This is a genomic window from Microcystis sp. M083S1 (assembly GCF_020246405.1).
In the GTDB taxonomy this organism is placed as follows: domain Bacteria; phylum Cyanobacteriota; class Cyanobacteriia; order Cyanobacteriales; family Microcystaceae; genus Microcystis; species Microcystis aeruginosa_C.
In genome coordinates this window covers 1-13,383 of record NZ_JADBTB010000120.1, presented here as the reverse complement: position 1 = coordinate 13,383, position 13,383 = coordinate 1, and the positions used below count along the sequence as shown (strand labels likewise).

Here is a 13,383-nt window from a genome sequence, read left to right as displayed (position 1 = left end):
ACACATTTGTTACGGATGAATTGAGCAGTACGAATAGCATCGTCTATGGCTTGATACTGTTGAGTTTTAGCTTTAACTTTAAACTCTAAGACAAACATTTTACGCAGGGGGGACTTAGACAAAATCAGTATAGCACAATAAGTAGTCGTGCAAAATTAATTTCCTAGTGAAGAAAGGCAAAAGGCAAGAGGCAAGAGGCAAGAGGTGGTTAGATGTGTGTAATTAATTTTGCTTAGGTACTTAAAAGTTAAGTTAACAAGATATAGTTTAAAAAGCCGTCCTAAAAGGACGGGGCTTTAACCCAAAATTTCGGTAAAAAAAGGCTAAAAAACTTAATAATGCCCAAAACAGCTAATTATGTCCCTTGTTGGCCCTCTGGTTCGTTAAAGAAAAATCTAGGCTAATCCGATAATAACCTACTTGCAAATCCTGCTAGGGGGGTTTTATCTGTTAAAATTTCTTGTCGTCGTGAAGTAAAGCGGGAAGAATATGCGAATTCTATTTGTGGGTGCCGAGGCCGCCCCAATTGCCAAAGTTGGGGGAATGGGAGACGTAATTGGGGCATTACCGAAAGTCTTGCGTCAGCTAGGTCATGATGTGCGGATTTTTCTACCCTACTACGGTTTTCTTGCGGAAAAAATGGACATCCCTTCCGAACCCATTTGGTCAGGATTCGCCATGTTTCAGGATTTTTCAGTCTATGAGACGGTTTTACCCGATACGGATATTCCCCTCTACCTCTTTGGTCATCTAGCTTTCTCTGGACGTAGTATCTACGGAGGCGAAGATGAGGCCTGGAGATTTACCCTTTTTGCCAATGGTGCGGCGGAATTTGCTTGGAATTACTGGAAACCGCAAGTTATTCACTGTCATGATTGGCATACGGGCATGATTCCCGTCTGGATGCACCAAGACCCCGATATTAGCACCGTTTTTACTATCCATAATCTCGCCTACCAGGGTCCTTGGCGCGAAGCATTAGAAAAAATGACTTGGTGTCCTTGGTATATGCAGGGCGATAATACCATGGCCGCGGCGGTTCAATTTGCCAATCGCGTCACGACTGTCTCTCCCACCTATGCCCGTCAAATACAGACCCCCATTTATGGCGAAAATTTAGAGGGATTATTGTCCTATATTTCTGGCAATCTGGTGGGCATTGTCAACGGCATCGATACGGAGGTGTATAACCCGGCTAAAGATGTTTATCTTAAGCAGAATTTTACCCCAGAAACCATCGAAAAACGTCTGGCTAATAAAATTGCCCTGCAAGAAGAAGTGGGGCTACAGGTCAGCAGAAATGCCTTTGTCATGGGGATGGTGACGCGTTTGGTAGAACAAAAAGGTATTGATCTAGTGATGCAAATTTTAGATCGCTTTCTCACCTATACTGATGCACAATTGATTATTTTAGGTACAGGAGATCGCTATTATGAAACCCAACTATGGGAGATGACTTCCCGTTTCCGGGGGCGAATGTCCCTGCATCTTCTCTATAGTGATGCTCTTTCCCGTCGCATCTATGGGGGGGCCGATGCTTTGTTAATGCCTTCCCGTTTTGAACCCTGCGGCATTTCCCAATTAATGGCCATGCGTTATGGTTGCATTCCCATGGTACGCCGCACCGGTGGTTTAGTCGATACGGTATCTTTCCACGACCCGATTCAGGAAAGAGGAACAGGATTTAGTTTCGATCGCTATGAACCTTTAGACCTGTTTACCTGTATGATCCGGACTTGGGAAAGTTTCCGTTATAAACAGGATTGGCAAAAACTACAACAACGGGCCATGACTCAAGATTTTAGTTGGTATAAATCCGCTTTGGAATATCTCAAAATCTACAAACAAATCACCGGACAATCCGATCAATTATCCGATGAGGAAAAAGATAAATTTGTCGCCCTGACTAGCAGTTAAATCCTCCTTGATTAGGGGTGAAGATATATCACCCCTACTCCGGTAGAAATTAATCGGTAATGGCGTTGAGAAGAACTTCCGCTAGGGTCATATCTTCCATATCATCGATAGTAATTGTGTCAACAATATCGAATTTGGCCCCCGCCGATTCTAGTTGATCGTCTAAAGCTTTGAGAAATTCTGTCGCTTGTCGATCATGGCCTACTTGAATCAGAGAAATGGCTAATTCTTCATCCCTATCGAGTTTTCGAGAAGCTTCGATAATTTGACGCATCACCGCTTTGCGATCATCTGGTTCTCCGTCGGTAATCACCAGAATAGTTTCTCCGTTGGGTTTAGTTTTGCCAGCAGTTTTGCGCTGAAAATAATTATTGAGGGCATCTTGGAGAACAGCGGCTAGGTCTGTCCTTCCCATGGGTTCATTTTCTTGATAAATTTGTGTCACCTTATCGGAAGTAACATTATCATAGCGTCGGAAACGTCCGGAAAAAAGATAGATAGTGATGCCGTCGGGATCGAATTCCTCGCACTTTCTAGCCAAGGCGAGGGTGGATTCTTGGGCAATTTGCCAACGGGTTTTCTCGCTGGGTTTATCAGCAGTGGACATACTGCCACTTTTGTCAATAATCAGAGTATAATCTCTGTTTTCTACCATAGGGGCTATACCTCCAAGCAATTTGCGCTTGTCCTAGTCTAATAATTATTAAACTCTAGGATGGAAACTCTACCTCGATCGACTAGGGTTTTTTAACTATTGGGGGAAGGAGACAGCGTAATCAACAGCAGAAACTATCGCCAGAAAACCAGTCGGGCTAAAATGAAAAAAGTATGAAAATTATTTCCTTAGCCGATGACTGATAGCAAATCGATCGCCTCAACCGAAAAAAAGCCAGATCAGCCACCTTCTTGGAGTTTTTGGACGGTGTTTAGTTCCACCTTCCTAACCATATTTTTTGCTGAAATCGGCGATAAAACCCAATTAGCCACCCTTTTGATCAGTGCCGAATCCCAATCCCCCTGGGTGGTTTTTGCCGGGGCAGCCACCGCTTTAATCGCTACCAGTCTCCTCGGTGTCCTGATCGGTTATTGGATTGCTCGTCGTCTTTCCCCCAAAACCTTAGATATCGGTGTCGCTATCCTTCTCCTTTTGATCACTGGTTTACTCATCGGCGATATTCTCTAAGCAATCAGTGATCAAGAGTCAGGAGTCAGGAGATAGGAGACAGGAGACAGGAGATTATTTCTATTTATTCTTCCGACACCCCACACCCCACACCCCACACCCCACACCCCACTTCCCCACTTCCCCACTTCCCCACTTCCCCACCTCCCCATCACCCATCTCCCTAGAATTTATGAATTGGCAATTATTCGGACTGACATTTATCACGGTTTTTTTGGCAGAAATAGGCGATAAAAGTCAATTAGTAGCGATCGCTCTCGGTGGCAGTTCCAAATCACCCAAAGCTGTCTTTTTTGGCTCAATTACCGCCTTAATCTGCACCAGTTTCTTAGGAGTCCTTGCGGGCGGCAGTATGGCGCAATTATTCCCCGCTAAGATATTAAAAGCGATAGCGGCCATTGGTTTTGCGCTGCTTGCTGTCCGGCTGCTTTGGCCAGATTCGGATTGATAATTGGGTTTGCGGCAAAAAGCTTTTCGGTGGGGGCAGGGTGTGGGGTGTGGGGTGTGGGGTGTAGGGTGTGGGGTGTGGGGTGTAGGGTGTGGGGTGTAGGGTGTGGGGTGTGGGGTGTCGGAAGAATAAATAGAAATAATCTCCTATCTCCTGCCTCCTGTCTCCCGACTCCTGATAGCTAAAAAACTGAGGCAAATTCCAGAAAAATAATTAATTTTTTGGAAAAAAGTAGCGAAAATTACAAAAAATATCCAAAAAGTAGCGAAAATCACAAAAAATCTGCTAACCTAGCCGTAATATCACACAGATATTTGTAGAAAGATTCCCGAAAATCTCCTCAGCAAAAACATCCGTGTGAAGTAGCTAATATTGTCAGCGAGGTTAGTTCAAGATCATCATGTCAAATTTAGGACGACGTAAATTTCTCCTGTACGGTTCTGCCGCTCTGGGAACCAGTATTCTGTTAAAAGCTTGCGGTGGCAATCAAAGCCAAACCCCCACGGCTAGTCCTAGCCCAGCTGCTAGTCCCGCCCCGGCTTCTGGAGAGACAATTAAGGTGGGTATTCTGCACTCCCTCAGTGGCACCATGGCCATCAGTGAAACCAGCGTAGTTGATGCGGAAAAACTGGCGATCGAGGAAATCAATGCCGCCGGTGGTGTTCTTGGTAAACAGATTGAGGCAGTGGTGGAAGATGGCGCTTCCGATTGGCCAACTTTTGCCGAAAAAGCCACCAAACTGATCGATCAGGACAAAGTTGTGACTGTCTTCGGTTGTTGGACTTCCGCCAGTCGTAAGGCGGTTTTACCCGTGTTTGAAGCCAAAAACCATATGCTCTGGTATCCTGTCCAGTACGAGGGTCAAGAGTGTTCTAGAAATATCTTCTACACTGGGGCTGCCCCCAACCAACAGATCGAGCCGGCAGTGACTTGGTTGCTGGAAAATAAAGGGAAAAAATTCTTCCTCGTCGGTTCCGACTACGTTTTTCCCCGCACCGCCAACACGATTATTAAAGAGCAGTTAAAGGCGAAAGGCGGCGAAACCGTGGGCGAAGACTACCTACCCCTAGGTAACACGGAAGTTACCCCGATTATCACCAAAATTAAGCAAGCTTTACCCGATGGTGGCGTTATTTTCAACACCCTCAACGGTGACAGTAACGTGGCTTTCTTTAAACAACTGCAAGCGGCCGGTTTAACTCCCGATAAATATCCGGTCATGTCGGTGAGTGTTGCTGAGGAAGAAGTTAAACAAATCGGTAAGGAATATCTCCTCGGTCAGTACGCTTGTTGGAACTATTTCCAAACCGTAGATACCCCCGCTAACAAAAAATTTGTTGAGGCTTTTCGAGCTAAATTCGGTCAGGAGCGCGTCACTAACGACCCGATGGAGGCGGCCTACATCATGGTCTATCTCTGGAAGCAAGCGGTAGAACAAGCGGCAACCGCCGATGATCTCGACAAAGTTCGCGCCGCGGCCGTGGGACAAAAATTCGATGCTCCCGAAGGACCGGTGGAAATGTTCCCCAATCATCATATCTCCAAAACCGTCCGCATTGGTCAGGTGAGAGATGATGGTCTATTTGACATCGTTTGGTCAACTCCGGGGGTAGTGGATCCGCAACCTTGGAACCAATTTGTCCCCGAAACTAAAGGCTTTGCCTGTGACTGGACGGATCCGGCCAAGGGCGGTAAATTCAAAATGGAAAAATCCTAGTTTTAGGAATTTTTCCGGACAGTAACGAGAGTGAGGTGGGCATTACTGTTCACCCCACTTTTTAAAGCTTAAAAATGCACAGGAATAACGAAAAGTGTCAGCATTATTGGAAGGATTGTTTAATGGTATTAGCATCGGTTCTGTGCTATTGCTGGCCGCTTTAGGACTAGCGATTGTCTTTGGACTGATGGGGGTGATTAATCTCGCTCACGGTGAGTTAATGATGTTAGGGGCCTACAGTACTTTTGTGGTGCAGAATATCTTTAAAGGTTTCGGTTCTCCCCTCTTTGATACTTATGTTTTATTCGCCCTACCGATCGCTTTTTTAGTGTCGGGATTGGCGGGATTATTATTAGAAAGGGGGGTGATTAGGTTCCTCTATGGCAGACCCCTAGAAACGCTGCTGGCCACTTGGGGAGTTAGCTTAATTCTGCAGCAATTTGTCAGAAGTGTCAACGGCTTATTAGTAATTAGTTTAATAGTTTTCTGTCTGTTATTTTTTGGGGCGATGACGCTGTTAAGTCGTCGCCTAGATTGGGAGAGAATTCGCAATTTAGCTATCGGTGTCACCCTGCCTTTATCCCTAGCTATCGCTGGATTATTAGGCTATCTTTTATCTTTTAATCCGGTTCTCGCTCGACCCTGGTTTAGTGCCAGAAACGTCGATGTCACGGCTCCTGCTTGGTTACGGGGAGGTTTACCTTTACCCGGGTTTCAAATGCCCTACACCCGTCTATTTATTATCATTTTGACTGCCCTTTGTTTGTTAGGAACCTATTGGTTTTTAAATAAATCTTCTTGGGGTTTACGCATTCGTGCCGTCACCCAAAATCGCCAGATGAGTGCCTGTTTAGGCATTCCGACAAATCAAGTGGATGCTTTGACTTTTGCCCTCGGTTCGGGATTAGCTGGAGTTGCCGGTTGTGCGATTAGTTTTTTGGGTTCCGTCGGTCCAAACGTGGGACAAAATTATATCGTTGATACCTTCATGGTAGTGGTGGTGGGGGGAGTGGGTAATCTCCTGGGAACTATTATCGCAGCTATGGCCATCGGTGTGGCTAATTATTTAATTGGTTCGGGAACTTTTGCCCTGATTTTTGGTTCCGTAGAAGCACTAAAACCCCTAACGGATTTCTTCACCTTTTTCTCCACCACTAGCATGGCAAAAGTGATGATTTTTGCTTTAATTATTGCTTTCTTGCAATTCAAACCTGCGGGAATTTTTCCTCCTAAAGGACGTACTGCCGAGTTATAGATTATGATTACCGAAACCATCACTAGAAACGAATCCCGACAACGGGAAAAGAAAAAGTTAATCACGGAAATCGCTGTTATTGTTGGTTTAGTGGTCATCTTTGCGGTGTTACTGCCCTTAGCTTTGTCGGCTTTCCGTTTGCGTTTATTGGGGCGATTTCTTTCCCTCGCTATTGTCGCTTTGGGGATAGATTTAATCTGGGGTTATACGGGTTTATTAAGTCTTGGTCATGGCATCTTTTTTGCCCTCGGTGGTTACGCTTTGGCCATGTACCTAAATCTTCAGTTACCACCGGGACAACTGCCCGAATTTTTTACCCTCTACGGGGTGACAGAATTACCTTTTGTTTGGCAACCTTTTTATTCCCTACCTTTGACAATTATAGCCCTAATTATCGTACCGGCGATCATGGCGGGATTATTAGGTTATTTAATCTTCCGCAATCGCATTAAAGGGGTTTATTTCTCGATTTTGACCCAAGCGGCTTTACTGGTATTTTTTAACTTTTTTAACGGCCAACAAAAGTTAATTAACGGCACTAATGGCTTAAAAACCGATACCCAAACAATTTTCGGGTTGCTGGTGGGTTCCGATGCCGTTCAAGTGGCCTTTTATTTACTCACAATTGTCTGTTTACTGGCTATTTATCTGCTCTGTCGTTGGTTAACTACGGGCAGATTTGGGCGCTTGTTAGTCGCCATTCGCGATGATGAGGTGCGTGTCCGTTTTTCCGGTTATGATCCTACTTGGTTTAAGGTGTTAGTTTTTGCCATTTCTGGGGCGATTGCTGGTGTTGCCGGCGCTCTTTATACGGTGCAAACGGGAATTATCACTCCTAACTCTATGGATGTGGCTTTTTCCATTGAAATGGTGATTTGGGTGGCTGTGGGGGGACGTGCTACCCTTGTGGGGGCAGTTGTCGGTACTTTATTAGTACGCATGGCCCAAACTTTTTTAAGCGAACAATTTCCGGAAGTCTGGGTATTTTTCCAAGGGGCCCTATTCCTAATTGTGGTGACAGTGCTTCCCGATGGTCTTCTCGGTGGAATTAAACGTTTGCTGACTCATTTTGGTTTCCGCAAAACTTTAATCACCTATCCTAGTATTGAGGAAGCTCCGGAAGTGCAATTGGAAAAAGAAGAATTAGAGCATAAGTGACCTTATTCTGTTAGTATTCTCCGAGTCAGGAGTGGGTCGTCAGGAGTGGGTCGTCAGGAGTCAGGAGATTATTTTTATTTATTCTTCCCACACCCTACACCCTACACCCTGCTCCCCAATTCATAATTCATAATTCATAATTACCAATTCCCTCTTAGAAATTATGACTGGAAAAATCTTAGAAATCGAGAATCTTACCGTTAGTTTTGGGGGTTTTAAAGCTCTCAATAATCTTAATTTCAGTATGGATACGGGAGAATTGCGGGTGATTATCGGTCCCAATGGTGCGGGAAAAACCACTTTTTTAGATGTGATTACGGGGAAAGTGCAACCCACCATCGGACGGGTATTATTTAAAGGTCGAGATCTCCGCAAAATTCCTGAATATGCGATCGCTCGTTTAGGTATTGGTCGCAAATTTCAAACTCCTAGGGTATATTTAAATCTAACTGTCCGAGAAAATCTCGATTTAGTTAGTAATCGCAATAAAAATGTTTTCTCAACTCTTTTCGGTCGTCCTCCCCTAGAAGATAGCAGAAAAGTTATTGGTTTATTGGAAACTATCGGGTTAACTGCTAAAGCTGATTTATCCGCTTCTTTACTTTCCCACGGCGAAAAACAACGCTTAGAAATTGGTCAATTAGTGGCCCAGTCACCAGATTTACTGCTAGTAGATGAACCCGTAGCAGGATTAACCGATGAGGAAACGGAAAACGTGGGTAATTTGTTGTTAAATCTAGCGGAAAGTCATTCAATTATTGTCATTGAACACGATATGGAATTTGTCCGGCAAATTGCCCGCAAAGTCACGGTTTTACACCAAGGAACTGTTCTATGTGAGGGGAATATGGAGCAAATTCAAAATGATCCGAAAGTTATTGAAGTTTATCTAGGTTCCTCGGAAGAATAAAAAGTCAAAGGATTAAAATTAGTTAAAAAGGGTTGACAATGTTACACATATCTGATCTCAATGTTTACTACGGAGAAAGTCATATTTTAAGAGATGTTGATCTTAACATTAATGCGGGAGAAATGGTCTGTTTAATCGGACGTAATGGCGTGGGTAAAACTACCCTATTAAAAACCTTGATGGGGATTCTCAAACCGCGAGCGGGAGCAATTAATTATGAGCAACAAAACCTGATTAATAAAACCTCAGATCAAAGAGCCAGATTAGGACTGGGTTATGTGCCGCAGGGTAGGGATATTATTCCCCGTTTAACGGTAAAAGAGAATTTAATTCTCGGTTTGGAAGCTTTACCCACAAGGAGAAAAAATGCCACAATTCCCGAAGAAATCTTTGATTTATTTCCCGTTTTAAAAACCATGTTATCGCGGATGGGAGGAGATTTAAGCGGTGGACAACAACAGCAATTAGCCATCGCTCGCGCCTTAGTGGGGGAACCAAAATTATTAATTTTAGATGAACCCACGGAGGGAATTCAACCGTCAATTATCCTCGAAATTGAAGCGGCAGTGCGGCGTATTGTTGCCAGCAAAGGAATCGCCGTTTTATTAGTAGAACAACACCTGCATTTTGTCCGCCAAGCTGATCGATATTACGCCATGCAGAAAGGGGGAATTGTTGCTTCCGGTTTCACAAGTGAATTAAGTCAAGAAGTCATTCAGCGATTTTTGTCGGTTTAAACTTAACTTTTTCCTTGATATATGACTCAAATAGTCGTAATTGGTGGCGGGGCAGCGGGATTTTTTGGCGCAATTAAAGCGGCAGAATCTAACCCAAAAGCTGGCGTTACTATCCTAGAAGCGGCAAAAGAACCTCTGGCGAAAGTGCGGATTTCGGGAGGGGGACGCTGTAATGTCACCCATCATTGTTTTGACGTTTCCCAATTGGTTAATTATTATCCTCGCGGTGGCAAAGCACTACGGGGAGCTTTTAGTCGTTTTCAACCCCAAGATACTATTAAATGGTTTGAATTGCGGGGGGTAAAACTAAAAACAGAAGCGGATGGGCGAATGTTTCCCAGCACCGATAATTCTGAAACTATTGTTAATTGTCTGCGGGAAAGTGCGACTTTTGCTGGGGTTAATTTAAGGCTAAATTCCCCAGTTAAATCGGTTAAAAAACAGGAAGAAAGTTTTTTAATTGAATTAAAAAGAGATGAGCAAATTAGGGCAGATAAGCTTTTAATTGCTACGGGAAGTAGTCCTTTTGGTTATCGCACCGCTCAAGATTTAGGTCATTCTCTAGTCTCTCCTGTCCCTTCTTTATTTACCTTTCAAATTGCCGATCCTCGTCTGAAAGATTTGTTAGGGGTTACTGTGGATAAAGTGCGAGTTCGTCTTGGGGGAAGTAAATTAGAACAAATCGGACCTTTGTTAATTACCCATTGGGGAGTCAGTGGACCGGCTATCCTAAAACTCTCTGCTTGGGGAGCGCGGGTACTTCACGAGCATCATTACCGAATGCCTTTAATCATTAATTGGTTGGGGGATTATCATCCTGAAAAATTGCGAGAAATTATCTTACAAACTAAAAGTGAATATCCCAAAAGAAAACTTTTTAATTATTGTCCCTTTGAGCAGTTACCTAAGCGTCTTTGGCAGAGTTTATTAAGTTACTTGACTGTTAACGCGGAAACTCCCTGGGCCGAATTATCTAAAAATACTCTCAATCGATTAATGACTGAATTACAGCAAGGGGAATATCAAATCAAAGGAAAAGGGGTGTTTAAGGAGGAATTTGTCACCTCTGGGGGAGTGAATCTTCAGGAAGTGGATTTTAAAACTATGGAAAGTAAAATCTGTCCGGGGTTATATTTTGCCGGGGAGGTATTAGATATCGATGCAGTCACGGGGGGATTTAATTTTCAAAGCGCTTGGACCACTGGTTATCTCGCCGGACAAGCTATGGGCAATAGAAGGGTGTAGGAAGTACCGGAGCCTGGAGCCTGGAGAATAAATAAAAATAATCTCCTGACTCCTGAATACTGACTCCTGAATACTCAATACTGAATACTGAATACTGAATACTGCCTTCGTTAAAACCGATTCCTTGATGCTGTTATTCCCAAATTGGACCGGCTGCAATTATTTCTTGGGAGGCAGTGGTAAATTGACGGAAATTTTCCACGAAACGATGGGCCAATTCTCGCGCCTGTAGGTCGTAGGATTCGCCATCTTGCCATGCTTGTCGCGGGTCGAGGATTTTTTTGGGAACTCCTGGGACAATTTCGGGGACGAGAACTTGAAAGATGGGATGAGGATGGAAAACTACTTCCTCTAAATCGCCATTTAAAGCGGCGGAAACCATAGCGCGGGTGTGTTTGATCGAAATGCGATCGCCGACTCCGTAGGGACCGCCGGACCAACCGGTATTAATCAGATAAACCGAGGTTTCGGGGTGTTTTTCTAAACGTTGCCCTAACATTTGGGCATAGACGAGGGGTGACAGAGGGAAGAAACATTGACCGAAACAACTGGAAAAAGTCACCTGTGGGGCGGTGATTCCCCGTTCCGTTCCCGCTAATTTGCTAGTATAACCGGAGAGGAAATGATACATCGCCTGGTCCGTGGTTAATTTGGCGATTGGTGGCAGTACCCCAAAAGCATCGGCAGTTAAGAAGATAATAGTTTTTGGGTGGGTTCCCATGCCAGATACGGCACAATTAGGGATATAACGCAGGGGATAGGCGGCGCGGGTGTTTTCGGTCAAACGTCCATCATCGTAGTCGGGAAGGCGATTATCGGGGGAAAGGATCACGTTTTCGAGAATAGTGCCAAATTGAATCGCTGCCCAGATTTGGGGTTCGTATTCGGCACTTAAACGGATGGTTTTAGCATAACAACCGCCTTCAAAGTTAAAAATGCCGTCTTCTGACCAACCGTGTTCATCATCACCGATGAGGCTGCGTTTAGGATCGGCGGAAAGGGTGGTTTTACCCGTACCGGAGAGACCGAAAAAGAGGGCCGTATGACCGTGTTTATCCATGTTAGCGGCACCGTGCATCGGTAAAACCCCTTGTTTGGTCATCAGGTAGTTCATCATCGAGAAGACGGATTTTTTGATTTCGCCAGCGTAGCGAGTGCCACCGATGAGAACGATTTTTTTTGCCAGGTTGAGGACGATAAAGGCTTCGCTGTTCAGGTCGTCATCCTCGGGATCTCCCTGTAACCCCGGCAGGGCAATCACGGTAAAATCAGTTTGATGGGCAGCTAGTTCGATCGCACTGGGCCGGAGGAATAACTGATGGGCAAAGAGGTTATGATAGGCGATTTCGGTGACAACGCGCACGCCAAAGCGATAATTAGGATCGGACCCGACGTAACCATCGAAGATATATAGGTCTTTTCCCTGTACATAGGCGAGGACTTTTCGGTATAACTGCTGGAATTTTTCCTCGCTAATCGGGGCATTATGCTGATTCCAGTCGATTTCCTTTTCGCTATTGGCTTCTTTGACAATGAATTTATCTTTGGGGGAACGACCGGTATATTTACCCGTTTCCACCACTAAAGCCCCATTATCGGCTAAAACGCCCTCATGACGTTCGATCGCCTGTTCGACTAATTGCGGTACGGAAAGATTGCGATAAACGCGACCGAGATTTTTCATGCCTAGGTTTTCGAGGCCGTAGGTGGGATGAAATTGATTTTCTAATTCGTAGTGGAAATTGACGTTCTCCACGCGATCGGGCAGGGGACAAGAGATACTATCATTGGTCAGCGTGTGTAGAGTCGGCATAACCCCAATTCTCCTGATAATTTAGTTGTCGGTTTAGAGGTAAGTTCTAGGTCTCTGATTAGTGCAGTTATAGAAACTAGAAAAACTTCGTTATCTGTCCTTTTCACTCCCAGACACCTAAGAAGCTATATTGATTAGTTTATTTGACGATATTTGCCTGATTAGTCTGGTCTTTCGCCGTCGGTAAAGCCAACTTTAGAGCGGTAATTCAGGATTATTTGCCTATTTACCCTTCATCTTCCAGCCAGGGTTTTTACCTTTTCCCTCTTGCCGATCTAACTGCTTTTTCTAGCTATTTTTAGTCTAGCTGTACAATAGGATACAGACGATGTTTTTTTTACAAAAATTAACAGCTAAACAACATTGGTCAGCTAATCTAGCAGTTATCTTAATGGTGGGGTAGGAAGTCTCTGGTTTTGGGCAACGTCAGAACAATAGCTGGTTGTCTAGAGATGATGACAATGATCCTAAACGTGGTCAAATCGATTTCGCCGCTAATAAAAAAAAGTCGATTGACACGGGAACCAGTTAGCGGCCAAAATTGACTCTATTAGCCGTTGGCAAGCTCTAGAATTGATTGTGTAAGTAGTCGGACATAAATTCTGTTGTCTATCTTAAGAAATGTAAATTGCCGCAATTCTTACTGACGACCGACTCCTGACGACCGACTCCTTACCCCACAGTTAACTTTACTTTTGTCCAACTACTTAACAGGTTAATTAAGTCTAGCTCGATCTCGAAAAAAAACAACTAATATTGACATCCTCGCCGCCGTAAAACGGACGGTGATTCCCAAACCTCACGATTTAGGTTTCTGCTTCTTTCCCGAAGGATTTTTCGCACCTGCCTTAACAGATTTACTCTGTTCTGGTCTTATGGTCGCTCTACAGACTGACACCGCAAGCCCTGCGGCCAAAATGTTTTTACTGGCGTTAATATCTCGGTCATGGTGTGTTCCACAGTCTGGACAATCCCATTCTCGAACATTTAACGGCATTTT

General features: G+C 44.4%; 12 protein-coding genes and 1 pseudogene. 9 read left to right on the top strand and 4 right to left on the bottom strand.

The features are described from left to right. Positions 1-98: pseudogene (locus IM450_RS12575) on the bottom strand (RNA-guided endonuclease InsQ/TnpB family protein); the annotation flags it as partial. A gap of 391 nt (positions 99-489) precedes the next feature. Here IM450_RS12575 and glgA point away from each other — a divergent pair. Continuing rightward, positions 490-1,917, top strand: a complete 1,428-nt coding sequence (glgA, locus tag IM450_RS12570; RefSeq protein ID WP_002800735.1) for a glycogen synthase GlgA — start codon at positions 490-492, stop codon at positions 1,915-1,917. Positions 1,918-1,966: 49 nt separating this feature from the next. Here glgA and IM450_RS12565 read toward each other — a convergent pair whose 3' ends face one another. After that, positions 1,967-2,572: a vWA domain-containing protein gene (locus IM450_RS12565; protein ID WP_002800734.1), complete on the bottom strand. Its 606-nt coding sequence runs from the start codon at positions 2,570-2,572 to the stop codon at positions 1,967-1,969. A gap of 195 nt (positions 2,573-2,767) precedes the next feature. Here IM450_RS12565 and IM450_RS12560 point away from each other — a divergent pair, with 195 nt between their 5' ends. The 8 genes from IM450_RS12560 (at position 2,768) to IM450_RS12525 (ending at position 10,570) form a co-directional block, all read left to right on the top strand. Then, positions 2,768-3,100, top strand: a complete 333-nt coding sequence (locus IM450_RS12560) for a TMEM165/GDT1 family protein (RefSeq protein WP_002733233.1) — start codon at positions 2,768-2,770, stop codon at positions 3,098-3,100. 172 nt (positions 3,101-3,272) lie between these two features. Then, entirely contained in the window at positions 3,273-3,548 is a 276-nt protein-coding gene (locus IM450_RS12555; protein WP_002732425.1) for a TMEM165/GDT1 family protein, read from the top strand. 400 nt (positions 3,549-3,948) lie between these two features. Next, positions 3,949-5,265 carry an urea ABC transporter substrate-binding protein gene (gene urtA, locus IM450_RS12550; RefSeq protein WP_002800732.1) on the top strand — a complete coding sequence of 439 codons (1,317 nt, stop codon included), beginning with the start codon at positions 3,949-3,951 and terminating at the stop codon, positions 5,263-5,265. Positions 5,266-5,359: 94 nt separating this feature from the next. Beyond that, entirely contained in the window at positions 5,360-6,520 is a 1,161-nt protein-coding gene (locus IM450_RS12545; protein WP_287666349.1) for an ABC transporter permease subunit, read from the top strand. Between the two features lie 3 nt (positions 6,521-6,523). Next, positions 6,524-7,678, top strand: a complete 1,155-nt coding sequence (gene urtC / locus IM450_RS12540) for an urea ABC transporter permease subunit UrtC (RefSeq protein WP_002800730.1) — start codon at positions 6,524-6,526, stop codon at positions 7,676-7,678. A 163-nt stretch (positions 7,679-7,841) separates the two neighbouring features. After that, positions 7,842-8,588, top strand: a complete 747-nt coding sequence (urtD, locus tag IM450_RS12535) for an urea ABC transporter ATP-binding protein UrtD (protein ID WP_002732385.1) — start codon at positions 7,842-7,844, stop codon at positions 8,586-8,588. Positions 8,589-8,626: 38 nt separating this feature from the next. Then, positions 8,627-9,325 (top strand): urea ABC transporter ATP-binding subunit UrtE, encoded by a 699-nt coding sequence (gene urtE, locus IM450_RS12530; RefSeq protein ID WP_002800729.1) that lies wholly within the window; start codon positions 8,627-8,629, stop codon positions 9,323-9,325. 21 nt (positions 9,326-9,346) lie between these two features. Next, positions 9,347-10,570, top strand: coding sequence for an NAD(P)/FAD-dependent oxidoreductase (locus IM450_RS12525; RefSeq protein WP_287666343.1), 1,224 nt, complete (start codon positions 9,347-9,349; stop codon positions 10,568-10,570). A gap of 133 nt (positions 10,571-10,703) precedes the next feature. Here IM450_RS12525 and pckA read toward each other — a convergent pair whose 3' ends face one another. Beyond that, complete coding sequence (gene pckA, locus IM450_RS12520; RefSeq protein WP_287666341.1) at positions 10,704-12,383, bottom strand: phosphoenolpyruvate carboxykinase (ATP); 1,680 nt, start codon at positions 12,381-12,383, stop codon at positions 10,704-10,706. 799 nt (positions 12,384-13,182) lie between these two features. Then, a partial coding sequence (locus tag IM450_RS12515; protein ID WP_287666338.1) for a zinc ribbon domain-containing protein occupies positions 13,183-13,383 on the bottom strand: 201 nt, incomplete at its 5' end.

Excerpts from the sequence above, each read along its gene's own strand:
- IM450_RS12525 (WP_287666343.1), top strand. The coding sequence starts at position 9,347 with ATGACTCAAATAGTCGTAATTGGTGGCGGGGCAGCGGGATTTTTTGGC.
- IM450_RS12565 (WP_002800734.1), bottom strand. The coding sequence starts at position 2,572 with ATGGTAGAAAACAGAGATTATACTCTGATTATTGACAAAAGTGGCAGT.
- glgA (WP_002800735.1), top strand. The coding sequence starts at position 490 with ATGCGAATTCTATTTGTGGGTGCCGAGGCCGCCCCAATTGCCAAAGTT.
- urtA (WP_002800732.1), top strand. The coding sequence starts at position 3,949 with ATGTCAAATTTAGGACGACGTAAATTTCTCCTGTACGGTTCTGCCGCT.
- urtD (WP_002732385.1), top strand. The coding sequence starts at position 7,842 with ATGACTGGAAAAATCTTAGAAATCGAGAATCTTACCGTTAGTTTTGGG.
- urtC (WP_002800730.1), top strand. The coding sequence starts at position 6,524 with ATGATTACCGAAACCATCACTAGAAACGAATCCCGACAACGGGAAAAG.
- IM450_RS12560 (WP_002733233.1), top strand. The coding sequence starts at position 2,768 with ATGACTGATAGCAAATCGATCGCCTCAACCGAAAAAAAGCCAGATCAG.
- IM450_RS12555 (WP_002732425.1), top strand. The coding sequence starts at position 3,273 with ATGAATTGGCAATTATTCGGACTGACATTTATCACGGTTTTTTTGGCA.
- urtE (WP_002800729.1), top strand. The coding sequence starts at position 8,627 with ATGTTACACATATCTGATCTCAATGTTTACTACGGAGAAAGTCATATT.
- pckA (WP_287666341.1), bottom strand. The coding sequence starts at position 12,383 with ATGCCGACTCTACACACGCTGACCAATGATAGTATCTCTTGTCCCCTG.